At 59.1% G+C, this 25,025-nt stretch carries 26 protein-coding genes; 10 read left to right on the forward strand and 16 right to left on the reverse strand.

The genetic code is table 11. The features are described 5' to 3' along the window. Positions 1-56: 56 nt before the first annotated feature. From NPS46_RS07830 to sctW, 13 genes are read right to left on the reverse strand one after another with little or no spacing between them, the layout of a single operon-like run. Positions 57-470, reverse strand: a complete 414-nt coding sequence (locus tag NPS46_RS07830; RefSeq protein WP_274105855.1) for a YscW family type III secretion system pilotin — start codon at positions 468-470, stop codon at positions 57-59. Positions 471-524: 54 nt separating this feature from the next. Then, a complete protein-coding gene (locus NPS46_RS07835; protein WP_274105856.1) occupies positions 525-1,313 on the reverse strand; it encodes a YopD family type III secretion system translocon subunit in 789 nt (262 codons plus the stop codon). Between the two features lie 13 nt (positions 1,314-1,326). After that, positions 1,327-2,478 carry a type III secretion system translocon subunit SctE gene (gene sctE, locus NPS46_RS07840; RefSeq protein ID WP_274105857.1) on the reverse strand — a complete coding sequence of 384 codons (1,152 nt, stop codon included), beginning with the start codon at positions 2,476-2,478 and terminating at the stop codon, positions 1,327-1,329. Next, positions 2,462-2,962 (reverse strand): SycD/LcrH family type III secretion system chaperone, encoded by a 501-nt coding sequence (locus NPS46_RS07845; RefSeq protein ID WP_274105858.1) that lies wholly within the window; start codon positions 2,960-2,962, stop codon positions 2,462-2,464. The genes sctE and NPS46_RS07845 overlap by 17 nt, the downstream gene beginning before the upstream one ends. A gap of 9 nt (positions 2,963-2,971) precedes the next feature. Beyond that, on the reverse strand, positions 2,972-3,913 hold the full coding sequence (locus tag NPS46_RS07850) for a virulence-associated V antigen (RefSeq protein ID WP_274105859.1): 942 nt from the start codon (positions 3,911-3,913) through the stop codon (positions 2,972-2,974). Between the two features lie 11 nt (positions 3,914-3,924). Next, the gene (locus NPS46_RS07855; protein WP_274105860.1) at positions 3,925-4,209 is read right to left on the reverse strand and encodes a hypothetical protein; all 285 of its coding nucleotides are present in this window, start codon (positions 4,207-4,209) and stop codon (positions 3,925-3,927) included. A gap of 36 nt (positions 4,210-4,245) precedes the next feature. Further along, positions 4,246-4,680 carry an LcrR family type III secretion system chaperone gene (locus tag NPS46_RS07860; RefSeq protein WP_274105861.1) on the reverse strand — a complete coding sequence of 145 codons (435 nt, stop codon included), beginning with the start codon at positions 4,678-4,680 and terminating at the stop codon, positions 4,246-4,248. Continuing rightward, positions 4,677-6,797, reverse strand: coding sequence for a type III secretion system export apparatus subunit SctV (sctV, locus tag NPS46_RS07865; RefSeq protein WP_274105862.1), 2,121 nt, complete (start codon positions 6,795-6,797; stop codon positions 4,677-4,679). Before sctV ends, NPS46_RS07860 begins: the two co-directional genes overlap by 4 nt. Then, positions 6,781-7,122 (reverse strand): tetratricopeptide repeat protein, encoded by a 342-nt coding sequence (locus NPS46_RS07870; RefSeq protein WP_274105863.1) that lies wholly within the window; start codon positions 7,120-7,122, stop codon positions 6,781-6,783. Before NPS46_RS07870 ends, sctV begins: the two co-directional genes overlap by 17 nt. A 4-nt stretch (positions 7,123-7,126) precedes the next feature. Next, a complete protein-coding gene (locus tag NPS46_RS07875) occupies positions 7,127-7,492 on the reverse strand; it encodes a YscX family type III secretion protein (RefSeq protein WP_274105866.1) in 366 nt (121 codons plus the stop codon). Next, positions 7,489-7,857, reverse strand: coding sequence for a type III secretion chaperone SycN (sycN, locus tag NPS46_RS07880; RefSeq protein WP_274105867.1), 369 nt, complete (start codon positions 7,855-7,857; stop codon positions 7,489-7,491). The genes NPS46_RS07875 and sycN overlap by 4 nt, the downstream gene beginning before the upstream one ends. Positions 7,858-7,866: 9 nt before the next feature. After that, the gene (locus NPS46_RS07885; protein WP_274105869.1) at positions 7,867-8,142 is read right to left on the reverse strand and encodes a TyeA family type III secretion system gatekeeper subunit; all 276 of its coding nucleotides are present in this window, start codon (positions 8,140-8,142) and stop codon (positions 7,867-7,869) included. Then, a complete protein-coding gene (gene sctW, locus NPS46_RS07890) occupies positions 8,123-9,058 on the reverse strand; it encodes a type III secretion system gatekeeper subunit SctW (RefSeq protein ID WP_337994236.1) in 936 nt (311 codons plus the stop codon). Before sctW ends, NPS46_RS07885 begins: the two co-directional genes overlap by 20 nt. Positions 9,059-9,149: 91 nt before the next feature. Here sctW and sctN point away from each other — a divergent pair, with 91 nt between their 5' ends. The 10 genes from sctN (at position 9,150) to NPS46_RS07940 (ending at position 19,955) form a co-directional block, all read left to right on the forward strand. After that, positions 9,150-10,478 carry a type III secretion system ATPase SctN gene (gene sctN, locus NPS46_RS07895; RefSeq protein ID WP_274105871.1) on the forward strand — a complete coding sequence of 443 codons (1,329 nt, stop codon included), beginning with the start codon at positions 9,150-9,152 and terminating at the stop codon, positions 10,476-10,478. Then, on the forward strand, positions 10,469-10,936 hold the full coding sequence (gene sctO, locus NPS46_RS07900; protein WP_274105873.1) for a type III secretion system stalk subunit SctO: 468 nt from the start codon (positions 10,469-10,471) through the stop codon (positions 10,934-10,936). Before sctN ends, sctO begins: the two co-directional genes overlap by 10 nt. Then, complete coding sequence (locus NPS46_RS07905) at positions 10,933-11,889, forward strand: type III secretion system needle length determinant (RefSeq protein ID WP_274105876.1); 957 nt, start codon at positions 10,933-10,935, stop codon at positions 11,887-11,889. The genes sctO and NPS46_RS07905 overlap by 4 nt, the downstream gene beginning before the upstream one ends. Continuing rightward, positions 11,886-12,812 (forward strand): type III secretion system cytoplasmic ring protein SctQ, encoded by a 927-nt coding sequence (gene sctQ / locus NPS46_RS07910; RefSeq protein WP_274105878.1) that lies wholly within the window; start codon positions 11,886-11,888, stop codon positions 12,810-12,812. Before NPS46_RS07905 ends, sctQ begins: the two co-directional genes overlap by 4 nt. After that, positions 12,809-13,462 (forward strand): type III secretion system export apparatus subunit SctR, encoded by a 654-nt coding sequence (gene sctR, locus NPS46_RS07915; protein WP_274105880.1) that lies wholly within the window; start codon positions 12,809-12,811, stop codon positions 13,460-13,462. The genes sctQ and sctR overlap by 4 nt, the downstream gene beginning before the upstream one ends. A gap of 2 nt (positions 13,463-13,464) precedes the next feature. Beyond that, complete coding sequence (gene sctS / locus NPS46_RS07920) at positions 13,465-13,731, forward strand: type III secretion system export apparatus subunit SctS (RefSeq protein ID WP_274105882.1); 267 nt, start codon at positions 13,465-13,467, stop codon at positions 13,729-13,731. Then, on the forward strand, positions 13,728-14,516 hold the full coding sequence (sctT, locus tag NPS46_RS07925; protein ID WP_274105884.1) for a type III secretion system export apparatus subunit SctT: 789 nt from the start codon (positions 13,728-13,730) through the stop codon (positions 14,514-14,516). Before sctS ends, sctT begins: the two co-directional genes overlap by 4 nt. Next, a complete protein-coding gene (gene sctU / locus NPS46_RS07930; RefSeq protein WP_274105886.1) occupies positions 14,513-15,565 on the forward strand; it encodes a type III secretion system export apparatus subunit SctU in 1,053 nt (350 codons plus the stop codon). The genes sctT and sctU overlap by 4 nt, the downstream gene beginning before the upstream one ends. Before the next feature lie 40 nt (positions 15,566-15,605). After that, positions 15,606-15,920 (forward strand): hypothetical protein, encoded by a 315-nt coding sequence (locus NPS46_RS07935; protein ID WP_274105888.1) that lies wholly within the window; start codon positions 15,606-15,608, stop codon positions 15,918-15,920. A 450-nt stretch (positions 15,921-16,370) separates the two neighbouring features. After that, a complete protein-coding gene (locus tag NPS46_RS07940) occupies positions 16,371-19,955 on the forward strand; it encodes an Ig-like domain-containing protein (RefSeq protein WP_274105890.1) in 3,585 nt (1,194 codons plus the stop codon). Positions 19,956-19,989: 34 nt separating this feature from the next. Here NPS46_RS07940 and NPS46_RS07945 read toward each other — a convergent pair whose 3' ends face one another. The 3 genes from NPS46_RS07945 to NPS46_RS07955 are packed head-to-tail and all read right to left on the reverse strand — an operon-like array spanning position 19,990 to position 24,838. After that, a complete protein-coding gene (locus NPS46_RS07945) occupies positions 19,990-21,378 on the reverse strand; it encodes a TolC family protein (protein ID WP_274105891.1) in 1,389 nt (462 codons plus the stop codon). Between the two features lie 2 nt (positions 21,379-21,380). Beyond that, positions 21,381-22,628, reverse strand: coding sequence for an HlyD family efflux transporter periplasmic adaptor subunit (locus tag NPS46_RS07950; RefSeq protein WP_274105893.1), 1,248 nt, complete (start codon positions 22,626-22,628; stop codon positions 21,381-21,383). Further along, a complete protein-coding gene (locus NPS46_RS07955; protein ID WP_337994237.1) occupies positions 22,625-24,838 on the reverse strand; it encodes a type I secretion system permease/ATPase in 2,214 nt (737 codons plus the stop codon). Before NPS46_RS07955 ends, NPS46_RS07950 begins: the two co-directional genes overlap by 4 nt. Positions 24,839-25,025: the final 187 nt, after the last annotated feature.

Consider the following 25,025-nt stretch of genomic DNA (forward strand, 5'->3'; position numbering starts at 1 on the left):
ATATACTAGAGCCGCCTCAACAACCAACTTCGTGCCGCAACCAACTTATAGCGCCATCAATCGGGAATATCGGACAGCGTACGCAAACGAACGAGCACCGTCTCGCCAGCCACCACCGGCTGCCAGCTGCGCGCCTGGACCACAGTGCTGTCGCGCCAGCGCAACTCGCTACGCAGCCATAACGATCCTTGCCCCTGAGGCAAGGTGGCCAGCCTGAATGCAAAGTGCATGGGCAGCAGATTGACGGTGTAGCGAGCCTCTGCAATGGACAGCGGCCGACCGTCAACCAACGTATACAAACGCAGGCTGATCTGCGCCGAACGTTGAATCCCGCGCTCGACCAGAACCTTGCCGCGAACGTCGAACAACGGCGCATCAGTCTCGTAAGGCTGCTGGCTACAACCCGCGACAAACAACCAGATGCCGAGCCAGACCCCTCTCAAAAACAAGCGACCGCACTTCATATACATAAAGTGCGATCGCTTATCCGCCCCATCCCGAGTAGCGATAACGACCTTCAATCGTCAAACCACGCCAGCCGCCGTTCGCAAGGCCTGGTTATGGCTCTGGGTAAGCTGTTGCAGTATCTGGATAACGTCTTTCATAAACGTAGTGCTGAAGCCGAGACGATCATCCACTTTCTGCTTCTCGTGCTGCGCCATTGTGGAGTCCACTTCGTATCCCTTCGCCGCTGCCTGAAAGCCCTTATCTTTGCCCTGCAGAGCGTTATTGGCCACTTGTCCGCTCGACTGGTTCAAAGCATTAAGGGATTGGACATTGTTAGAACGGTGAGTGAATTCATGCTCCATGGAACGCAAGGGGTTCACCCCGACATTTTCAGAAGCCTTTTCCATGCCAACCACCTTGCCGTTTTTATATGCCCCCCAGCTTCCGACAGCTGCCGAACCCACCGCCATCACACCAGAAACGACAGCCATCGCGATCATCACACCGACCCCTTTGCGCATTTCCGCAGCTTGGGCTTTCTGCGCAAAAATCATGGATCGGTTCTCGACATCGCGTAGCATAACGGCCTGCTCACGACTCTCACGCGAGAACTTGAGCAGCATCAACAGCAACGCGATGCTCTCTCCAAGAGCACCAATCAACGCGCCCGTCTGCCTGACATCGTAGTGCTGTAGCGGAACGTCTAACTCAGGTGCAGGTCTGCGTACGGTTTGCACCGGATTCGAGGCAATATGATCCGAGGCAACATGGCGGGTTGGCGTCGCGCCAGCCAACGACTGCCCCTGCCAGACAACCTCCGAATCGTACGTAACAGGCATCGTTGATATCACTGATACATCAGACATGATGAAGCCCTCTTTAGATAGTCGCCGGGCGACTGGTTACGTTATGTAAGCTGGCATCCTGAGCATGCATCATTTGGAGTATCTGCTGCATGACGCCTGACGCCGCCTCGGTGATCTGCTGCAACATCTGGCGAATCCTCTCCAGCAACATCTCCAGCACTGCCATCTCGGCGCGGGATGCCTTTACGTCAGCAGCGGCATCAGTAGCCCTGGCGCTCAAGCCCGAGGCCACCGACTGAGAAACCCCTGTGCCGACATTCAAAACCGTTTCGGTGGCCTGCGTAGCAACTTTGACGCCATTCAAGCTCGATTTGGCGACATCACCGGCCAGGCCTGCCAGTTTTCCACTGATGCTAGCCATCGTCTCCGCCAACTTGGCGCCCACACGGCTGGCCAGTTTGCCCGCCAATCGCGCAACGGCCCCCGCTGCCGCTCCCCCGAAAGTCACTACCACAGCAATCACCGCACACAAGGCCTCGATGACCATCAGGGTTGGACCCAGTTTTTCCATGACCGCGGGGCTGATCAAGCCAGCCTTCGCCATTTCCTGGACCGCCTGATTAGCGACGCCCGTCACGCCTCCGGCAATCATCAAGGCGCCTACAGCAGCACCAACCCCCGTCGCGACCATGACCGCGCCCACCACAATCGAAGCGACGGCGCTGATCCAGCCAAAAATTTTCGCCGCCAGCCCAGACTTCTGTGCTTCCTTGGCGGTCTCCAGCGCCTCTTTCAGCTTCTCGGCATTGAGTTCTATCGTTTGCAGGTTCTGCTGGCGGGCACGTTCAATTTCTTGCAACTGATTTTTTTTCTGGACACTGGAAAGGCCGTCCATTACCGCCGCGAACTCGACAGCAAAAGTGTCCGGCGAGGTAAACCGCGACACACTCAAGCCGGAAAGTATCGAGCCCACCCGCCCGATATCTTGCCCAACGCGCTCAAAAAGCCGCTCCAGCGACTCACGCTCAGCCGCCCCCGTCATCTGCAGCCCAGGCGAAGGACTGGAAAGCCTGACGCCAGAGGGGGATGCATCAGCCCTTTTCTCGTTGACAACCTGGCTGACCTGCAGAATCGCCTCGTGCGGCGAAGCCTCTTTCGCCTGCGGTGTTACAAGCTCGAAAGGCAACCACACCGATCCCATATCGCGATCAATTGTTGCGCTCATTGTTCCCCTCCATTTTGGCAACTACCGTTTCCAGCATCTCTTTGGCACGCTGGCCCAAAACCGCATGTTCCGCTTGGACAGCCAGCGACTGAGCCATGTAAAAACCACTCTCGGCCGCCGCTAGATCCCCCATCTGCACATGGCATTCAGCAGCATGGAAGGGAAATCTTGGCTCATTGATATCGAGCAGCGTGCCATAGCTGTAACTTTGCACCGCCTCCTCGAAACGCCCCATGGACTGGCGGCAGGCGCCCAAACCGAGAAAAAATCGCGGATCGTAATGATCCAGCACACACAGGGATTGAAAGACCTTGTGCGCCTCTTCCCACTTTCCGGACTGATACTGGTTGAACCCTAACGAGTACAGTTGCTCAAGCTGGTCACTGGAGATATCTCTAAGCATGGCCAAGGTCCCGCCATCACTCAGAAATGCCTCCAGCTCACGTTCACTGTCTTCTACTGCACCGGTGTGCTGAGAACTCATGCCCCCCCCTTAAATGCCACGTAAAATATCGCTCATTACACTGGCAAACTTATCAACAAAGCGCTTGATGGCTTCAATTGCAGAGTTGTAACGAGCACTCACATCATTTAATTGAACGGTTGTTTCCTGCACCTTGTCATTAATCGGACGCGAACGATCATTCACCATGGTGGCGAAACTGGCGATGGGATTGTTTTCCTTGCTAAAGTTATAAACATGCTGCAACTGCTCTGCGCCGACGGCACCACTTTCCTTAGGACCTCCAACAAGAAACTCCTCGATGCTCAGCGTATTCTTTTGCCCGGTATCAAGCGCCTTCATAAACTTGTACTCGGCACTCTCCAACCACTTGTCGTCCGTCGGCGCGTAGCCGTACAAGGTCCGATCCAAAAGATCGAGATCACGAGTGATATCGATTGCCCCCTCGCCCTTAGCCAGCTGAGCATTGACGTGCGACTGGATCTTGCTATATATCTGCAACTCCGCCGTCTGGGCTTTAAGTTCGGCCGTGAACCTTTCTCGATCCGAGAACGTTTTATTCATACTCCCCAGGTAAGCATCCAATGTATATCCATCGACACGCTCATTCGATAGGGAAGCATAAGCCAGCGCGATAAAATCTCTAAGTTCAAGGGGCACACCGAGGCTTCCTCCCTGATAGGCCTTGAGCAGACTTTTGAAGGTATCTATACCGGCTTCAAGTTGCTTCTCGACATAGCCATCCTTCACAGGGGAAAACCGCGGCAAACAATAGGCCAGTATTTTTTCCAGCAACTCGTCATCAACGGCGCTGCCATCCTTTGAGAAAGAAACTCCCAGCCCCTTTACATAAGCCAACAACGCTTCAAGCGTCCTTTTCCGCTCTTCAACCAAAGTCGCCTGAGGCTTGCCTTGCACTTCCTGAATAACTGCATCCCAAGATGAGTTGTCACTGCTAACCTGCATAGACATCGTCGACTCCTTTAAATTATCAGTCCGCGCACAGCCACCGGACGCAGGGGACGCACTCCCTGCGCTAGCCCCTTAGCGGAGTCGCCACGTAGACGCTGCACCTGCAGCAGCAACTCGTTTTCAGCCGCGCCAGCCAACTCTGGATTGCCAGGACGAAAAATCAGCTCGCTGACCACTGGGGAGAGTTGTAAGCCTTGCCATAATTCCTGCAACAGCGCTTCGCGTTGCTCGCTGCTTTCAATAGCCTGTTTCGCAGCACGACAAGTCTGTTCGTATTGCTGTTGGTATTTGTCCATGAGCCCCATGCTAGGGACTGAATCTAGTGAGCACTGTCAGGGGGCGTCGAACATTTGTTGTTTTCTTATTTGCCGCAGCGACTGCACCTGCACAGCCTCCAGCTCAAACCAGCCAGGCTGGGGCTCCTGCGCACCGGTCCAGAATCGATAGAAGTGGCCCAGCCTGGCACCGTCCAACGGGCTGCCGGCAAGTACCTGGACATTGCCATATAGCGTGGCACCGTCCCCGAGCACCGCAGCTACGGCATCAGCCAGGCAATACAATGCAGAGAACGGATTGCCCAGACCGCTGCGCTGCTCTACGCGACGGACCATGATGATCCACACCCGCCGCCCCTCGCATCGCCAGGCGACCTCGCAGCCGCGATGGACAAAGCGCCAGCCGATCTGCATGGCCGTCTTGCGCAGATGGTGCGCACGCACCTCATGACCCTGCTCCTGCAACCAGGTACCGATCAGGTCCGGGCTCACAGCGTGACCTGCCCCAATGGCTGGATATTGATTTGCTGGGTCAGCTCTTGATACGACAGTACCGGCAGGTCGTGGTAGTCGTTTTCAATCAACTTGCGCACATAGCGACGGATATCCATGGACACCACCAGCACCGGCTTGCTTTGCATTGTCGCGACATCCCCGACGGTGAGGCGAACCTGATCGAGAAATGCCTGGGTCACCTCCGGATCCAGCGCCAGGTAACTCCCGGCACTGGTCTGGCGAATACCATTGCGGATCTGCTCCTCGACTTCCTGGTCCAGCAGATAGGCCGGCAGCATATTGTTGCCGCTGGAGTACTTGTAGCAAATGTAGCGTTTGAGGCTGCTACGGATGTATTCAGTCAACTGGACAACATCCTTCTCCTTCTGCCCCCACTCCACCATGGCCTCCAGAATCGCGCGCAGATTGCGGATCGAGATGTCTTCACCGACCAGACGCTGGAGTATTTCGGTCATACGTTGCAAGGGAACGATGCGCTGGGCTTCTTTAACCAGCTCGGAGTAACTCTGCTCCATCTGCTCAAGCAGGTGGCGGGTTTCCTGGATACCGATAAAGTCCGCCGCATATTCGCGCAAGACATGGGACAGGTGCCAGGTCAGCACTTGGTCCATACCCAAAAACGCATAGCCGCCGCGCTCAAGCCGCTCCCGCTGATCAGCCGCCGTCCAGAGTACCGGCTTGCCGGCCAGCAGCGCCTCGCCTTCGGTGCAGGGCACGCCAAGCAACTCCATCTGTGCAGCGGTTTCCTGGACCAGCAATTGCCCGACCCGCAATTGCCCGCGAGCCACCGGCACCTCCTGTAGCTGGATCAGATACTCGCCATCCTTCAGCCCCTGATTGAAGCGCAAATGAATGCCCGGGAACGGCACGCCAAAATCCAGGTAAAGGGCACGACGAACCTTGATCAGTTCGTCATTGAGCGACAAGGCTTCCAGATCCTGCTGGATCGCGGCATCGACATCGACCAGCAACGGCACGGTCATGGCGAACTCTTCTTTGTCCGCCAACTTGCCACTCTTGGTCTTCGCTGCTCCGGCCTTGGAGCGCGGCTTGGCCGATGGCGCTCCCGCCCCCTGGGCCAGCAAAGCTGGCAGGTCCTGCACCGCCTCGGCCGCCTGACTACGTCGACGATAAATGACCCAATACCCTCCGCCCCCTACCAATAAAGCGAGCAAAAAGAACGTCATGCTTGGAAAACCGGGAATCATGCCGAACAGCATCAGCAACGTACCACCGATCAGCAACGCTCTGGGCTGTGCCAGCACCTGCTCGCCAATGTCACTCCCCAGGTCGGCCGAGTCATCGCTGGCATCGCGAGTAACAATAATGCCGGCCGTGATCGCAATCAGCAGCGCCGGGATCTGGGTGACCATGCCATCGCCAACGGTCAGCACGGCATAGACCTGCAGGGCCTCACCCGCGCTCAGGCCTTTTTGCATCACGCCAATGGCAATCCCACCGAGAATATTGACCACAATGATGATCAGCCCGGCGATGGCATCGCCCTTGACGAACTTCATCGCGCCATCCATCGAGCCAAACATCTGGCTCTCCTTTTCGATCTTGGCGCGGCGATCACGTGCCTCGCCAACATCGATCACCCCGGCGCGCAAATCGCCGTCGATACTCATCTGCTTACCCGGCATAGAGTCGAGGGAAAAGCGCGCACTGACCTCAGCCACCCGCTCCGACCCCTTGGTGATCACTAGGAACTGCACGATGGTGATAATCAGGAAAATAATACAGCCAACCACCAGATTACCGCCGACCACAAAGCTGCCAAAGGTCTGGACGATCTGCCCCGCATCCCCTTCAAGCAGGATCATCCGCGTGGTACTGACCGATAGCGCTAGACGAAACAACGTGGTGATCAGCAACAGCGCTGGAAATACCGAAAATTGCAGGGGCGAACCGATGTAGACCGACATCATCAGCAACACCACCGAGATCGTCATATTGAGAGCGATCAGAATATCCAGCAGAAAGGGCGGCAGTGGCAGCACCATCATAAAGACCACTGCCAGCAACAGCACCGCCAGCATGATGTCCTTACGCTCCCCCAGGCGCCCTAACCAATCAGTAAGCAATGGCATGGCGCTCCCGTCGAACCAGGAACGACTCGTGAATCATGCGCGCTTCCTCGGATTGCCCCTGCAATTGCTTGGCCCTGCTCAGGCACAGCCACAACGCCGGATCCTGCTCCTGGGCGCGCTGTAACAGCTCGCAACTTCGCTCAGCCGCAGCGCCTTCCTCCAGGTGCAACAGGCACACCACCAGGATCTTGCGCGCCGCCACATGTGCCGGCTCTAGGGCCAGCAACGCCTCAATCAATGTGCGTGCGCGCGCCGCATGTCCGCATTGCAAATGCAGCCAGCCCAGCAGCAGCAACGCATCCCGTTCGATGGGTTTCAACATCATCACTTCACGCCTTATGCAACAAATGGCGAGCCAGACTGAGCAACTGCTCGTCTTGACCACGCTCGTTCAGAAAGTTGGCGGCGGCCACCAGAGCAGGCAACTCACAACCGTCAAGGGCTTGGCGCAACTGTGTCAGGGCCTGGCAAAAAGCCTGTGGCCGCAGCAGATCGTGAAACCCCTCGCTGGGCCGGGCAAACGCGAGCAGTTGCCGCTCCCCCTGGTGCGTGGGGTACAGCGCGTCGAAGTGACTTTCGACGCCATGCCCATCGGGCGGCAGCGTATGGCGCTCCGGCAGGCTGACATACTCCGGCACCAGGCCAACATCAGGCAGGGGCGTAAATCCGAGCAGCGATCGATCAATACTCGTCACGGCGCAAGCACCGCCTCTCGCGCTCGGGAGAGCGTGCGCCGCGCCTCCTCCAGCACCGGCACCGTGACCCGCCGCTCGCCCAGCGTGATAAACAACAACAGACCGTTGTCCCGCACCCAACCGCAACGCAGCGGCAGCCCCGGCCCGGTCCGACTATAGGTCAGAGCCAGGGCACGATTGAGTGCCTGGTAGTGCATATGCCAAGGCAACTCCAGCGCAACCCATAGCGTCAGGCTACGAGCATGACGCTCCAAGTGCAGAGTCCAGGCCTGGAACTCCAACTGGATCAAGTCCGCGACCGGCGCCGACACGCTGACACCCTGGCTCTGGCAGAACTGGACCAGCGCCTCATCAACCCAGCGCATGACGCAGCCCTACTCTTGTGGACATTGGGATTCCTCACGTTCGATAGCCCGATCCAGTGCCAACTGACACATATCAAGCAGGTTTTGGCGCTGCTCCTCGTCGACAAAGACCGTGACCGGCACCAGGCGAATCAGCCGCTTGATTTCACGAAAGCAATGAACGTTATGCACCGGGTCAACGATGTGCAGCGGGGCAAGCAAGCGCTCGACATCCTGCACAGTGGCCCAGCGCTTATCGATCAGGGTGATCAGCTCACCGGTCAACTCAAAAGGGCCGAATGCCATGGCCTTGCTCCCTGGTTATCGTTGCACTCCAGAGCGCCTGGACCTGCAAATACAAGCTTTTGAGTTCCCGCAATTTGCGCATATCACCAATGATCAATTCCAGTTGCACCGAATCACGCGGTGTCCGCTGGCTATCGAGATCGGCACTCAGAGCCTTGAGCATAAAGGCTGCGACACCCTCGAGACTGACGCTGCCGAAGCGCTGGATCACGTCCTCCCAAGCCGCACGGAGCCCCTTGTAGTCCTGAATGGCGTCGCGATAGGTGTCACGCAGTGCCTGGATATCGCCCACGCCCTGAGCTTCAGCCTCCTGCGCCAATGGCCCGATACGCAGACCAAGCTCGATGGCCTCGCCATGCTCGCCGCTCATTTTCAGCAACGCCTGATCAATCAGGCCGAGCAAGGCCTCGGTACCGGCTTTTTGCGCCAATGCCCGCCGCGCACAAGCCAGCGCCACGAACTGATGACTGACCTCACTGGAAAAACTCTGCAGATAGGCCATGAGCTTCTCAAGATTGTGCAGGGCACCGCTGCTCAACTGAGCGACCAACTCCTCGAGACGCTGCTGGCGCTCCAAGTCCGGGACTCTGCGCAAATACTCTTCGAGCATCTCCTGCACCTCGCTCAGGCGCAGTTGCCCATCGGACACTAGACGACGAGACAAATCCCGGCCGACGCGCTCGGAAAAGGCAAACGTCACCTCTTCACTGATATCGGCGAGGGACTGACTCGGCGAGACCTGTTGGGAACTCTGACTCTCAAAACCCCTCGCATGCTCGACCAAGGGAACTTGATTGGGACTCTCGACTCCAGAAGACATACAAAAGCTCTCACCAGCACTACGGACCACAGAGAGTGCACCCACCCACCCTATTGTCGCCGCCAGAATCCGCCGTTTATTTTTAGCGAACCCCATCAACAGCACCTACAAACTTGCGACCGATCCTGCAATCCACGCTTCAGGGCTTTACCTATAGTGGCTGTCAGCCCTATCAGCCTTGATTCCCATGCACCTTTCCCTCGGACATATCACCGGCCAGTTACAGGAAGCCGTTAGCAAGACCCGGCTGATCCAGATTCGCGGCCGGGTCACCCAGGTCACGGGGACCCTCCTCAAGGCCGTGGTCCCAGGTGTACGTATTGGCGAACTGTGCCATTTGCGCAATCCGGACAACTCGCTGTCACTGATGGCCGAAGTCATCGGTTTTCAGCAGCATCAGGCGCTGCTCACGCCCCTCGGTGACATGCTGGGTATCTCCTCCAACACCGAAGTCAGCCCAACCGGCACCATGCACATGGTCGGCGTGGGCGAGCACCTGCTTGGCCAGGTACTCAATGGCCTGGGCGGACCGTTGCAGGGGCCTCCCCTGGGCCAACCCAAGGCCTGGTACCCGGTGTACCGAGATGCCCCCGACCCCATGAGCCGGCGCTTGATCGAGCGGCCGATTTCCCTCGGCGTCCGCAGCATCGATGGCCTGCTGACCTGCGGCGAAGGCCAGCGCATGGGCATCTTTGCCGCCGCCGGCGGAGGAAAAAGTACCCTGCTGGCAACGCTGATGCGCAATGCCGATGTCGACGTGATCGTCCTCGCCCTGGTCGGCGAGCGTGGCCGGGAAGTTCGCGAGTTCATCGAATCCGACTTGGGCGAGCAAGGCCTCAAGCGCTCAGTCCTGGTGGTTGCCACGTCCGACCGTCCGGCAATGGAGCGAGTCAAGGCGGCCTTTGTCGCCACCGCAATTGCCGAATACTTTCGCGATCAGGGCCAACGGGTGCTGCTACTGATGGACTCGGTCACCCGCTTCGCCCGCGCCCAGCGCGAGATCGGCCTGGCGGCAGGTGAGCCGCCCACCCGGCGCGGCTTTCCACCCTCAGTCTTCGCCGAACTGCCACGCCTGATGGAACGCGCCGGTCAATCGGACAAGGGCGTGATTACCGCCCTCTATACGGTGCTGGTCGAGGGCGACGATATGAGCGAGCCCGTCGCCGAAGAAACCCGCTCCATTCTCGATGGCCATATCGTCCTGTCACGCAAGCTGGCCTCGGCCAACCACTATCCGGCCATTGATGTACTGCGCTCGGTCAGCCGCGTGATGAACCAGATCGTACCCGGCGCCCACCGCCAGAGCGCCAACCAGATCCGCGAGTGGATGGCCAAGTACGAAGAAGTCGAGCTGTTGCTCAAAATCGGCGAATACCAACAGGGCCAGGATGCAGTGGCCGATCAGGCCATCGAGAAGATGGACGCGATCCGCGCCTGGCTACGCCAGGGCACCCACGAACTCAGCGAGCTGACGCAGTGCGTAGCCCAGCTTGAGGCGCTCAGCCAATGCCGCTGAAGACCCTGACACGTATCAAGGACCTGCGCGTCGAGCGAGCCGAGCGCCAGAACCAGCAGGCACAGGGCCGCGTGCAGGTCGCCAAGCTGAGCTGTGAGCAAGGCCAGGCCGACTACCAGCGTTACCGGCTCTGGCGAAAGAGTGAAGAAACCCGCCTGTTCGAACAATGTCAGGCACAGCCACTCAACCGCCGCCAACTCGAACAATGGCAACAACAAGTGGCCTCGCTGCGAGAACAGGAAGCGGCGCTGGAACAACACCTTATAGAACTTGATCAGGTCCTGGCCCATGAGCGCGAACAACTGAAAAGCGCCAGCCAACATTTGGTCAAGGCGCAGTACCAGGTCGAGAAATTTCGTCAGTTCAACCAGCAGGCGATGGCCGAGGAAAAATTTCTACTCGAACTCAAAGAAGAACAGGAACTCACCGAGTTCCGCCGCCAGGAAGCTCCCCTATGATTCCCACTCTCCCACCGCCTTGCGAACCGACCGCACGTGTACCTGATAACGCCCGGCCAGGCGAAGTGGATCGCAGCCGCCAGGTCGAGTTCGAACACGCCATGCGTCAGCGAGCCGACAAAGACGCCCAGGAACAGGCCCGACAACCGAGCCGATACAGCGGATACAGCGCTCTGGCCGAGCATAAACCGCGGCCCGCAGAGTCACGCAGTACCGCCTCCTTACCCGGACACACCTTCAAGCAACGCCCGCTCAATGAAAGGCGTGACCCCAGTCATGACAGCGACTCGTCCAGCAACCAGGCCAGCACCGATGCCGCACAAGCCAACGCGCCACGGCAGCCCACCAACAAAAAGCCCCGGGACAAGGTGCAAGACCGCAAGGGTAGCGCCAATAAAGCCAAGGCCACGCCCGACACCCCCAATATCAGTGCACGCCAGTTGCTCCTCGACAAATCAACCCTCAAGACCCTGGAAGCGCTCCTGGGCCAGAGCCAGTCCACAGAGCACAAAACCCAGAGCGCTCTCGAGCCCCTTGCCTTGGCACTGCCCAACCAGACTCCAGGCGATCGATTGCTCGCACAACTGCTCGCCGAACCGCAGACGGCCGCACTCAAGAAGGATCTCGAACAACTGCTGACGGCCATGCAGGCCCGCATCCAGAGCCATACCAGCCCTGGCGCAAGCAACAGCACATTGCTGCAGATTAACCTACAACATCTGGGCACCGTGGAGATCCAACTGGCCCAACACCGAGGAGTGCTTTACATCGAGTTGCAAGCCAGTTCGGGCACCCTGCTGCACTTGCAGCAGGCCCGGGGCGAGCTGCTAGAACGCCTGAACAAGCTCAACCCCGGCCAGGAGACTCAACTGGCCTTTGCCGACTCGGGAGACGCGGAGCAACGCTCGCGCCAGCGGCGCCAACTTGAAGACGAATGGGAGCCGGAGCCATGAACGCACTGGTACTACCCCGTGTCGAGCGGCGCGAATGGCTGCTTCAGCAGCGGCTCGCTACGCGACAACAGCACTTTGCGCTGGCGCAGGGACACGCCAACCTGAGCATCGAGGCCCCGTGTACGACACTCGACCGACGACTGTCGCTGCACTGGCAAGGTCAGTTGCTGCACCTGACCTGCCAGGGGGCACTGCTAGCCCGATGGCTGGCACCGCATCTGCAGGAAGCAGCTTTCGACAGCCTACCGCCGGCACTGCAACTGGCCGTTCTGGAAGCAGCCAATACCCTGCCGGGGCTGGTCTGGCAGGACATCCAGACCATCGAGGTTGCTGCACAAGTTGCTCCGGGGCTGTGCGTCACCCTTGTCCACGGCGGCGAACAACTCAAGCTCTGGCTCGAAAGTGGCGCCGATGAAGTACTGGCGAAGCTGCCCAGGCGGACCCTTAAAGAACAGACCAATGTGCCGCTGAGCCTATCGCTGCAATGGGGGCCCGTCGCCCTGACCCCGGCTGAACTGCTGTCGCTGCGCCTGGGCGACCTGCTGCTATTACCCCCCGGGCACGAAACCCGCTCGCCACTGTTGGGGCTGGTCGAAGCCCGCCCGTGGGGGCTCTTTCACCCTAGTGACCGTCAACTGGAATTCATCGCCATGCATTCAACCCCTCAACCTCCCCTCGCGGACCCATTGAGCGACCTTGAGCAACTGCCCGTACAGGTGACGTTCGAAGTCGGTCGCCAGACCGTTGATCTGCACCAACTCGCTACCCTGCAGCCCGGCACATTGCTGGATCTAGCCTGCCCACTGAACGGCGAAGTACGCATTTTGGTCAACCAGCAATGCCTGGGTACCGGCGAGTTGGTCAATATCGAGGATCGCCTGGGAGTACGCGTTGTACGCCTGCTACAGGCTAGCGCACCATGATCCAGCTACCCGACGAGCTCAACCTCATCCTGGGCCTGGCCTTGCTGGCGCTCGTCCCCTTTATCGCGGTCATGGCCACGTCGTTTATCAAGATGACCGTCGTCTTTTCCCTGCTGCGCAATGCCTTGGGCGTGCAGCAAATCCCGCCTAATATGGCGATGTATGGTCTGGCGATCATCCTCAGTATCTACGTCATGGCCCCCGTGGGATTCGCGACGCACGACTATCTGCGCGAGCACGATGTCAGCCTGAGCGACTCGGCCTCGGTCGAACGCTTCCTTGACGAAGGCATGGAGCCGTACCGTGCGTTTCTCAAGCGCCAGATCATGACGCGTGAACACACCTTTTTCGTCGACAGCACACGCCAGGTCTGGCCCCAGGAATATGCTGACCGCCTGGAACCGGACAGCCTGCTGATTCTGCTACCGGCCTTTACCGTTAGCGAGCTGACGCGAGCCTTCGAGATCGGCTTTCTGATCTACCTGCCTTTTATCGTTATCGACCTGATCATCTCGAACATTCTGCTGGCAATGGGGATGATGATGGTGTCCCCCATGACCATCTCGCTCCCCTTTAAGTTGCTGCTTTTCGTTCTGCTCGACGGCTGGACCAGGCTGACCCACGGCCTGGTCACCAGTTACGGAGGCTGAGCATGAACAACGCCGAAATCCTGCATTTCACAGCCCAGGCGCTGTGGCTGGTACTGATCCTGTCGATGCCCTGCGTGCTGATCGCGGCCATCGTCGGTACGCTGGTCTCGCTGGTCCAGGCAGTAACCCAAATACAGGAGCAGACATTGGGTTTTGTCGCCAAGCTGATCGGCGTAGTGGTGGTGCTGTTCGTCACCGCAGGCTGGATGGGCAACGAACTGCATGCCTTCGGCGAGCTGATTCTCAACAAGATTGCGCGTGTTCGATGAGCATTCAGGATCTCCAGCAATTGCTGCTCGCCTATACGCTGTTGCTGCCGCGGATCCTCAGTTGCTTTGTGATCATGCCGATCCTCAGCCGGCAAATGCTCGGAGGCGGTTTGGTACGCAACGGTGTCGCCTGCTCGCTCGCCCTGTATGCATTTCCGATGGTCGCCCACACCCTGCCACCCGCCATCGCCGGCTACGAGTTGGCGCTATTGATTGGCAAGGAAGTGCTTCTGGGCTTGCTGATCGGCTTTATCGCCACCGTCCCCTTCTGGGCCATCGAGGCTGCCGGCTTCATCATCGATAACCAGCGCGGGGCTTCGATGGCCTCGACCCTCAATCCGATGCTGGGCAACCAGACCAGCCCCACCGGGCTTTTGCTGGCCCAGACCCTGACGACCCTGTTTTTTTCCGGCGGTGGCTTCCTGATGCTGATCGGGGCCTTGTATCAGAGCTATGCAACCTGGCCGATCGGCAGTTTTTTTCCCCAGATCGGCAGCCAATGGGTCGCGTTCTTCTACAACCAGTTCACCCAACTGCTGCGCCTGTGCCTGCTGTTTGCGGCCCCCGTACTGATCGCCATGTTCCTGGCTGAATTCGGCCTGGCACTGATCAGCCGGTTCGCCCCCTCGCTCAACGTGTTCATCCTTGCCATGCCCATCAAGAGTCTGATTGCCAGTGCGTTGCTGGTGATCTACGTCACCACACTGATGGGCCATGCCGTCGACAGCCTACTGATTGCACTCGATCCTCTGCGGCTACTACGCCCAGTACTGGAAAACCCATGAGTGGAGAAAAGACCGAACAGCCCACCCCCAAAAAGCTGCGCGATGCGCGCAAGAAAGGTCAGGTCACCAAAAGCCGCGAAGTGGTTTCCAGCGCCCTGATCCTTAGCCTCATTGGCATGTTGATGGTTTTTTCCGATTACTACCTGGCGCACCTCGGCAACCTGATGCTGTTGCCTGCTGCGTTTATCAAGCTGCCTTTTCTCCAGGCTCTGGACCTGGTCCTGGAAAACCTGCTGCTGGAACTGGCTTACATTACCTTGCCATTTCTGCTGGTCGCCGCCGTGGTGGTGGTCGGCGCTCATCTGTTCCAGTACGGGCTGCTGTTCAGCCTGGAATCGGTCAAGCCGGACCTGAAGAAGATCAATCCGCTGGAGGGCGCAAAGAAGATTTTCTCAATCAAGAACCTGATGGAATTACTCAAGTCGACCCTCAAGGTCGTCCTGCTATCCCTCCTGGTCTGGATTACGTTGCGGGGCAATCTGAGCTCGTTGATCATGCTGCCCGGCTGCAGTATCCGCTGCATCGCGCCGGTCGTAGGGCTGATGCTCGAACAGATGCTACTGCTGTGCGCCCTGGGGTTTGCGATGATCTCGCTGGCCGACTATGCGTTTGAACGCCACCAGCACCTCAAGCAGTTGCGCATGAGCAAGGACGAAGTTCGCCGGGAGCGCAAGGAGATGGAGGGTAGCCCTGAAATCAAGTCAAAACGCCGCGCTCTGCGCAAGGAACTCCAGAGGGGCAATATCCGCGCCGACGTCAAACGCTCCTCGGTCATCGTCGCCAACCCCAACCACATTGCCGTCGGCATCCGCTATGTACGCGGCGAGACCCCGCTACCGATTGTCACGCTCAAATACACCGATGCCGTGGCCCTGCGAGTCCGCCAGATTGCCGAGGAGGAAGGCATTCCGGTATTGCAGCGCATCCCCCTGGCCAGAGCCCTGTACCGCGACGGCCTCATTGATCAGTACATCCCCGCCGACCTGATCCAGACCACTGCCGAGGTTCTGCGCTGGCTGGAAAGCCAGGCAAAGGACCAGCCCGACTAACAAGCCGGGGCCTCTCAACCCCTCTGCGAGCCTGCCCACCATGCCGACCTATGAACATACCACGACCTACCTCCCCGTAGAGTATCGCGTCGAAAGCCAGGGCTTCTGGCTGTTCAAACGCGACTCTCCATTACTCTTACAGCCCATACCCGAATCCCTGTGCCAAGCCCCCGAATATGAAAGCCAACTGAGTGCGATGGGCGCCCAGGGCTGGGAACTGGTGTCAGTGCAATCGCTTTTGCGCGCCATCCACCATGTTGCTCAAGGCAGTGCTGGGGCGACGCCGATCAATTACCCGTTGACCGCCGGCTTTTATTTCTTCTGGAAGCGTCGGAAACCCCTGCAAAGCCAGTAAGAAATCACGCACAACATTAAACATTTGTGTCTCGAACAGCGAACACACCCGCCCCATAATTTTTTGTGTCGACATACCGTTAACTAATAAGACAAAGAACCCTTAACCCAGCTTCAATAAAGCACACCTCGAAAACGACGCCTCTCAACTTACTCCGCTGTTGTTTATCCGCTTAAGAAAATGCCTTTAAACAAGGCTTCAATTTAAAGATTAAAAACAACAAACCATCATATAAAACAACTTACAAAGCCTTTCACAACACCTATAAAAGCCAAACTAATATCTTCTTCGCTCGGCAGCTCACCCGGCCTTATCCATCACTAAAACTAACGCCAGAGCCACCCGACACCTCAATAAAACAAGCCACGTTTACTGGCCAAGCATTTGGCCGTGTTGGCCGCGCAGCGCGCAAACCACTCTCCCAAAAAACCACTAGCAGGAAACTAGTAAATGCCTATCCGTCCTGAATCAGAGCATCTTTCATTGAGCAATCACTCACCCTTGCAGCATTCGTTATCTACGTTCTTTTATGCGGTAACGGAGCTTAAGCCGAGCATCGCCACCCTGCTCTCCGACCAAGGCCCCATCGCCAGCGGAAGCAAGACCCAGGACACCATACCGACGCTGATCGGCAGTGGTCTGCCCGCCAATCTGACTGTTGCGCTCTACAACCATGACAAACTGATTGGTCATACCGAAACCAATGCCGAAGGACGCTGGAAGTACCGACTTGAGGCCCCCCTTGGCTTGGGCGACCACAGTTTTACCGTCAGACTTACTGATCGCGATGGCAGCCAGAGTCAGAGTAGCGATCCGTACCTAATCACCGTCGAACCGCGCACGCCTATCCAGCCGACGATCGATGGTATCTACGACAACACGGGGGAGCAGACCGGCCTGCTGAGCAAGGACGACGTGACCGATGAAACCCGGCCAACCCTACTGGGTAGCAAGCTGCCTGCGGGGCTTGTGGTCACGATCTTCGACAATGGCCAGGTTCTGGGCCAAGAGCGGACCAGTTCGACCGGCCAGTGGTGCTTCCGGCCAACGAATTCGCTGCACAGCGGCAAGCATAGCTTCACCGTGCAGTTGAACTATCCGGACGGCAGTGTCAGCCATCCAAGCGAGCCCTTCACCCTCCAGATCGAACCGCAGGCGACCCTCAAACCAGTGATAGAGAGCGTACTGGATGACTTCGGCCAGGAACAGGGAGGTATCACCCATGGCGGCATGACCGATGATCGCCAACCGACCTTGATCGGTAGTGGCCTCCAGAGCCAGCAACTGGTCACCGTCTACCTCGACAATGAGATCCTCGGCCACGTGCGCACTGATGACCAGGGGCGCTGGTCCTTCGAACCTCCCACGCCACTCGAATTCGGCGAGCACCAGTTCAAGATCCGGGTGAGCTACCCCAATGGCAGCCTCGGTCCGTTCAGCGATAACTTCACTCTCACCATCACCCCCTTGGCGAGCCTCAAGCCGGTCATCGACGGCGTCTATGACTCGATGGGCGCACAGCAGGGCCTGCTCGCGAGTGGCGACATCACCGATGATCCCCGACCGGCGCTGTTTGGCAGTGGGCTGCTGGCCAACCAGTGGGTCAACGTTTACGACAACGGCCTGCTAATCGGTAGTGCCCAAGCCAATGCCCGAGGGCAGTGGAGCTTCAAGCCCAATACCGAACTGGGCAATGGCCTACACCTGCTGACCATTCGTGTCGCCCGTGTCGACGCCAGTCTCAGTCCGCCCAGCGAGCCTTTCGAGCTCATGATCGAAAGCACTGCATCCAGCCGTCCAGTGATCGACACCGTCATCGATGATGTCGGCAGTGAACAAGGAGCGATCGCCAATGGCGGAGTGACCGATGACAACCGCCCGGCCATCTTTGGTAAAAGCCCGCTTCCTAATCAATTGATCACGCTCTTCGACAACAATCGTCCAATCGCCCAAGTGCGCTCGGACGCTGACGGCCATTGGCGCTATGACCCCACGGAGCCACTCGCCCCTGGCCAACACAGCATCACCGTGCGCGCGATCACCCCCAATGGCCAACCCAGCGAGCCAAGCGAACCGTTTCTGATCACGGTCATCGCCCCGAGCAGCAACCGACCGAGCATTCAGGGGATCTACGATGAGTTCGGCAGCGAAACGGGCTTGATCTCGAACGGTGGTCACACCGATGACGCACGCGCAGTCATTAGTGGCGCCGGCCTGGAACCCTACCTACTGGTCACGATCTTCGACAATGGCCAGGAAATCGGCAAAACCCACGCCAATGCCCTGGGTCAGTGGAATTTCAAGCCCTCCGGCCTAAGCCAGGGGGAACACCGCTTCACCGTGCAGACAAGCCACCCCGATGGCAGCAAAAGCGAGTTGAGCCAGCCCTATGTCATTCACCTAACCCTGCACAACCAGTCGGTACTGCAGATTGAAGGCATTCATGATCAAGTTGGCCTCGAGCGCGGCCTGGTCAGCCATGGCGGTAAAACCGACGACATGTACGCCATACTCAGCGGCAGTGGCGCCCAGCCCTTCCAGGAGGTTGTCATCTACACGTTCGGCCAGAGCGAGCCCGTTGGACGGGTCCGCAGCAACGCCCTGGGGAAATGGCTATTCGAACCCAAGAGCCCCTGGAAGGAGGCCATAAATACGCTGACCGTGCGCGCAGTCCTGCCAGACGGCAGCGAGGGCCCACACAGCTCACCCTATGTATTCAACTTCAAAGCCGTCAGCCCACGGCCGGTTATCGACGGTCTCTATGATGACGTCGGGGTCAGCCAGGGGCTCATTACCCACGGAGGTTACACCGACGATACGCGCCCAAGCCTGTTTGGCAAGGTGGATACCCAGACCGCTCGATCGGTCAGTATCTTCCTTGATGGGCGCAACATCGCCGTCATCACCCCCGACGCACTGGGCAACTGGCTGTACACCCCCGGCCACATCCTGGCCCAGGGTCATCACCAATTTACGGTGGCAATCAACTACAACACCGGTCACCAAAGCGCGCAAAGCGATCCCTTCGCCTTCAACATCGAACGGGCGACCAGCGACACCCCAACCAGCATTGTCACTTCACCCAGCATGAAGCCGGTCATCGATGCCGTCTTCGATACCGAAGGCAATAACCGTGGCCCCATCGCAGCAGGCAGCAGTACCGATGATGCCCGCCCGGTCCTCAGCGGCAGCGGCCTGCATCCGTTGATGGGTCATGTGGTGATTTTCGACAACGGTCGTCAGATCGGCACGGCCAACATCGATGTTCGGGGCAGCTGGACTTTCAAACCCTCCGCCAACCTGACCATTGGCTCCCACGAACTAGTGATTCAAGTCAACTATCGCAATGGCACCAAAAGCCTGCAAAGCGAGTCGATCAGTTTCACCGTGGAGAGTGCTAAACCGCTCATTCAAGGGGTCTATGATGATGTCGGCCCGAATCAGGGTATGGTGGCTTCCGGTGGTATCACCGATGACAATCGCCCGACGCTGACGGGCGGCGGAGCACTCGCCCACCAGACGCTCCGGGTGTACGACGACAAACTCTGGATCGGCGAAGTACGTGCCGACGCCCTGGGCAACTGGCTCTTTGAAATGCCGGCGGCCTTGAGCTTGGGCAAACACACGTTCACCCTTCAACCGATCATGCCCAATGGCAGTTGGGGACCGAAAAGCGATGCCTACGAACTCTCCATTGTAGCGCAGAGCCGGGGCAAATCATTGAGTTATCAACTCACAGAAAACCACAGCGATTTGATCCTGATGAGCGACGCCCCACTTGCTCAGGGCGATAATCATCAGTTGCCTCTCTCCCCGGCCATTTCCCTCACATTGACCCAGGTGCTGATGGCTCCGGTCGATGACGCCTTGTTTGCCGAGCCACCTCCGGCCCAGGGTGACGCGTTGCCGGAACTGACCCTGGCGCAGATAGGTTCCTGGCACAGCGTCGATACGCCGAGCAGTGAAGGCGTGGCCGGCGACGTGTCCTTCAGCCCCGCTATCGAGCTCGTGCAACTGGATACTTACGCGGCCTGAAGCCCGTTCTTCCCCTCCCCCTGCGCTGCGCTCATTACCTTGAGCGCAGCCATTTGAACAGGGAGCCTGCGCTGGAGTACTGGCGAACGGTCGCATGATAAGCATCGAAACGATTGCTCACTGCGCTGACCCGGTTGCCGTAGTAGTCGCTCTCCGCCGAAAGCACATCCAGCAATGTGCGTCGTCCCAAGTGATACCACTGCTCGAAAAAATCGCCGCGGATCTGTTCGCTCTCCAGCGTCAACGCCTGGAATAGCTCGGCCCTTTCAAACAGCGCCAAAGCCTCCTGATGCGCGGTGCGCAGGCTGTATTCAAGATCACGGCGCAGTTGTTCCAATTCCTGACGACCCGCTTCGGCACGCTGCAAGGCTGCACGTTCGGCGGCACGCACCGCGCCCCCACGAAAGATCGGCCAGTTCACCGACAGCGCTGTCTGCCAGGGCTGCTCACGCCCCCAGGCATCTTCACGGGTGGACTTGTTGATGGTCCAGCTCAACTGCGGCAGTGCGGAGACCTTCACCGCCTCGGCCTCCAACTGCGCGGCAGCCGTCCGGGACCTGGCCTGTTGCACCAAGGGATGATCAGGGATGTCGCCCAACAGTGCAGGTAAATCCCCCGGGTGCAGATTCCACTCCTGGCCGACCGGGAGCGCCACGTGCCTATCACCCACCAGTTTGTGCAGATTGACCTGCTGATCAGCCACGCGCGTGCGTGCCGTATCGAGTGCCGCTTCTGCCTGCAACAAGCGCGCCTTGGCCTGGGTCAATTCACTACTGCGGCCAGGGTCGGCGATCACGACTTCGGCAAGCATCGCCACCAACTCACGCAGGCGGCTGGCATATTGCTCGCTCAACTGGACGATCAACCGCTGTTTGCCCAACTCGATCAGCGTGGCCGTCACTTCATGGGCCGCTCGCTGTGCTTCGGCGTCAATGCGCAACGCCATGGCCATGGCCGTCTGTTGGCGGCTCTCGATAGATGTGCCCAAGTAACCCCAGTCGAAAACCGACGTTGTCACCTGTACATTAACGCCACCATTTGTTGCATGGTCGCTGTATGCCCCGCCTCCAAATTGGTGGGCTCTGGACTGACTGCCAAGGTCCACCTGGGGCCAGCGCCTGCCTTTGATCTCATCGACATCGGCCAATGCCGCCTCATGTTCTGCCCGGGCCCCGCCGAGGGCATGGCTGCGCGCCAGCGCTGCCTCTATTGCGCCCAGAAACACCCGCTTCAACTCACTCTGTGTCGGCCCAGTGATACCGCGCCCGTGAGCGCCCCGCAGCTCGGGCAACGTGATCAGGGCCTGAGCCGAAACACCTGGCAACGTATCGGCCAACCCGGTACTCGACAGCAACGCCCCGCTCCACAACACATGCTTGGCATAAAGACGTAGATCAAGGATAAAACCGCTCATCGTGCTCATCCTCAACGCTCCCGAAAGGCTTCACGAGCCTTGAGCACGGGCTTGAGCAGATACTCGAGAATCGTCTTCTCGCCCGTACGAATTTCCACGCTCGCCAACATCCCGGGAATGATCGGCAAGTTGCGTCCTGCTGCCTGCAACGCATTGCTGCGGGTCAGCACCAGCACCCGGTAATAGCTATCGTCGGGGCGTCCCGAGGCCGCCCGCTGATCATCCTTCAATGTGCTGGGGCTGATATGTTCGAGCACCCCTTCCAGGCCGCCATAAATGCTGTAGTCATAGGCGGTGATCTTGACCATGACCGGCAGGCCGACTTGCAGGAACGCGATGTCGGCCGGGCGAATCCGCCCTTCGACCAGCAGTTGGTCTTCCAGTGGCACCAGCTCCAGGATCGGCGCACCCGGCTGGATCACGCCTCCAATCGTATGGCTGCGTATATTCTTCACCGTGCCCCGCAAAGGCGCGAACAGGGTCGTGCGCTCGACGACATCGCTGCGCCCGACCAGATGCTCGCTGGCCTGGGCCAGCTCCAGTTCGAGACGCGCCAGTTCCGCACTGGCCTCCGCCTGATAGCGATTGCCGCGCTCGATTATCTGTCCGTGGATTTCATTGGCCTGGCGTCGCATGCGCAACAGCTCGACCTCGGAGAGCAGGCCCTTTGCCGCGAGGGGTTCGACCAGACGGATCTCGTGCAGCGACAAACGATGGCTGCGCTGCAAGGCATCGAGGCTGTTATCGAGTGCGCGTTTACGCGCTTCAAAGGCCTGGGTTTCCTGGGCAACCAGATCGGCCTCGGCGCTCACCTGCTCATCGAACCGCAGAGGTTGTTGATAAGCCTCGGCCCGCAGGCGGCTGATCGCAGCCCTCAAGCCCAACACCTTGGACAATGACTCCCGGTAGCTGGACTCGGCTCGGGTCGGATCGATCCTGAGCAACGGCGCGCCCTGCTCGACGATATCGCCTTCACTGACATTCATCTGCGCCAGGATGCCGCCCTCCAGGCTCTGGATCACCTGCTCGCGACTCTGGGAAACAACCAGGCCTTCTCCCAGGGTAATCTGTTCGACGCGGGCCAGTGCCGCCCAGCCCAACCCCACACAGAACACCCCACCGATCAGTTGCAGAATCAATCTGGAACCGGGCGCCACTTGGTTCAGCAGGGAGGCCTTCAGGTCAGTCATGAACACACTGTCACCCGGCTGCAGTGGGGCCGCGCCGGTCTTGCGCCGCTTCAACAGAGCGGCGATCACGAAGCCTCTCCCGCACGCTCGGCAGTCGCAGGAGACAACGCCTTCAGCACTTGCTCCTTCGCACCGTCCATCACCACCTGGCCCTCCTCCATGACAATCAACCGATCGACCAGTGCCAGCACACTGGGGCGATGGGTGACCAGCACCAGCGTCTGTCCGGCGCTGGCGCGCAGCAAATGCTCAAGGAAGTTCGTTTCGGTCTGGCTGTCCATCGCACTGGTCGGCTCGTCGAGCAGGAGCATCTTCGGCCGGCTGAGCAGGCTGCGTGCCAGGGACACCAGTTGGCGCTGGCCCCCCGACAGACCTTCGCCCATCTCGCCAATCGGCAAATGAATACCCAGTGGATGACGGGCCGCCACCTGATCCAGGCCGGTCAGGCGTAGCACATGGAGAAACTCCTCAGCACTGGCCTGCGGGCAGCCGATCAATACATTCTCACGCAGGGAGCCATAGAACAGCCGCGCCTCCTGGCCCACATAACCGACCGCCGCACGCCAATCGGCCGGATCGATCTGGTTGACCGCCAGGCCATCGCTGAACATCTGCCCTTCTACAGGGGCATAGAGGCGCGCCATTACCCGCAACAGCGTCGACTTGCCGCTGCCGATACGCCCGAGAATGGCCACCCGCTCGCCTGCCGCGATATTCAAGCTGACGTGTCGCAGCACTGGCGGCTTGGGTTGAAGTGGCGGAGCCGGGTAAGCGAAGCCGACGCCCTTGAGCGACAACTGACCACTCAATGCCGGCCGCGCCAGGTACTCATGACCCGCGTCACGCTCCACCGGCAGGGCCATCAGCCGGTTCAGCGACTGCAACGCCGCCTTGGCCTGCTGAAAACGCACCGCCAGGCCAACCACCTGGCCCAACGGAGCGGTTGCCCGCCCGGCCAACATGACCGTCGCGATCATGGCCCCCATGGTCAGTTCCCCCGCCGCGATCAGGTAAACCCCACTGACGACCAGCACCACCGTCTGCACCTGCTGGAAAAACGCCACGACGCCTGTCGCCAGGCTCGACAGACTGCGCGACTTCATGGCCGTCGCCGCCGACAGTGCACTGAAGTGATCCCATCGGCGCTGCATATGCGCCTGCCCCCCGACCGCCTTCAGCGTTTCCAGGCCCTCGATGGACTCGATCAACACCCCTTGCTTGAGCGAAGACTCACGCAGGTTTTCGCTCATCGTCCGGGCCAGTGGCCACTGAACAATCAGGCACACCAGGACAATCAGGGGGATCAACAACGTCGGTACCCAGCCCAACGGTCCACCCACCAGAAAGATCACGGCGACGAACATCAATACGAACGGTAGGTCGGAAATCGCCGCCAGCGTGGCCGACGTTGCGAAGTCGCGCACCGATTCGAATTCACGCAATTGATTGGCGAACGAACCGGCCGACGCGGGACGGTGCTCCATCTGGATCGCCATGGCCTGGCGAAACAGCAGCGCGCCGAGCACCAGGTCGGCCTTCTTGCCCGCCATATCCAGCAGGTGGGCACGCACATAACGCGCCACAGCCTCGAAGACCATCGCCATGACTACGCCAATGGCCAGGGACCATAACGTCACGAACGCCTGGTTCGGAACAACCCGGTCATACACATTCATGGTGAAAAAAATGCTCGCCAATGCGAGCACATTGATCAGCACGGCGCCAATGGCCGCACTGCGGTAGTAACTGCGGTAGCGCCATAGCGTGCTCAACAGCCAATGCCCGGCAGGCTGCAGACTCTCCTCGCCGGCACGCTGATCGACCTTGGCCGCTGGCTTGACCATTAGTGCGTGTCCGGCATACAACCGATCCATCTCGGCCGAGTCCATTTCCACCGCTTCCAGGCTGATCTGCGGAATGATCACCTGGTACAGCGATACCTGCTTGCCCTGCCCATCGCTCACTTGGCGGTATCCCGTCAGCACACAGGCGCTCTGTTCCTTGCAGAGCAGAATGATCGGCAACAATTGCTGCGGCAGGGCCGGCAGGGCGCGAACGCTCAAGCCCGAGAGCAGCCCCGCCCCTGCAAGCGCCTCGACCGCCAGAGAAGGCAACAACCGCGGACCTCTGGGCAACCCCGCCATCAGGGCCTGAGGACTTTTACCAACGCCGTAGTAATCGCAGATCCAACTCACGCAGGCGAGTAGGCTGTCATCGTTGTTCAAGACCGGGACGGGGGAATCGTATTCACAAAAATTGGTAGCGGTCGCACTGTCCATCGTCGTCGCTCTACTCGCAGTTTCCCCTGCCCCCCCCCCCGCTGCACTGTGCAACCGACGGTAGGAAGCAAGGGAAGTTGAAAGAAAACAAAAAGCGCTGATACCCACTAACAGGCTGGGCACCGCGCTAGAGGGCAGCGAGTTTGCGGGCTGGCTTCGACGCGTAGAACAGGACTCGTCTTAAATG

The organism is Pseudomonas putida (assembly GCF_028682395.1).
Taxonomy (GTDB): Bacteria; Pseudomonadota; Gammaproteobacteria; order Pseudomonadales; family Pseudomonadaceae; genus Aquipseudomonas; species Aquipseudomonas putida_AB.